The sequence below is a fragment of the Streptomyces sp. URMC 123 genome (genome assembly GCF_051386515.1).
Classification (GTDB): domain Bacteria; phylum Actinomycetota; class Actinomycetes; order Streptomycetales; family Streptomycetaceae; genus Streptomyces.
This window is the reverse complement of record NZ_JBPQTV010000740.1, coordinates 1-346: the sequence shown is the minus strand read 5'-3', so window position 1 is coordinate 346 and position 346 is coordinate 1. Positions and strand designations below refer to the sequence as shown.

The window sequence follows — 346 nt, the reverse complement described above, 5'->3', positions numbered from 1 at the left end:
GCCGCGCCGTTCGCCGCGCTCGGCGCCCGCCAGCGGTGGCTGCGGGCGGTGTCCGACCTGCGGGCGGACTGGCCGCTGACGGACGGGCCGGGCCGCTGGCGCCAGGGCGAGGTCACCGTGCGGTGGGCGGCGCTGGCGCCGGTGGCCTGACCGCCCGGCCGAGCGAGCCGCCGCGGGGCGCGCCGGCCCCGACCCGGCCCCCGGCCCCGCCCCGCCATAACGATTCGGCAAAACGGAAATGCGCTCCGCCACCGCGGTGTTCGCACCCCCAGAGGAGCCGAGAGCACCGGCGGCAGCGAGGAGGAGCGCACGGTGAGCCACCACGTGCCCTGGTCGGGGTCCTCCG

At 79.8% G+C, this 346-nt stretch carries 1 pseudogene; it reads left to right on the top strand.

The features are described from left to right. A pseudogene (locus ACSNOD_RS31850) lies at positions 1–150 on the top strand (class I SAM-dependent methyltransferase); the annotation flags it as partial. Positions 151–346 lie beyond the last annotated feature (196 nt).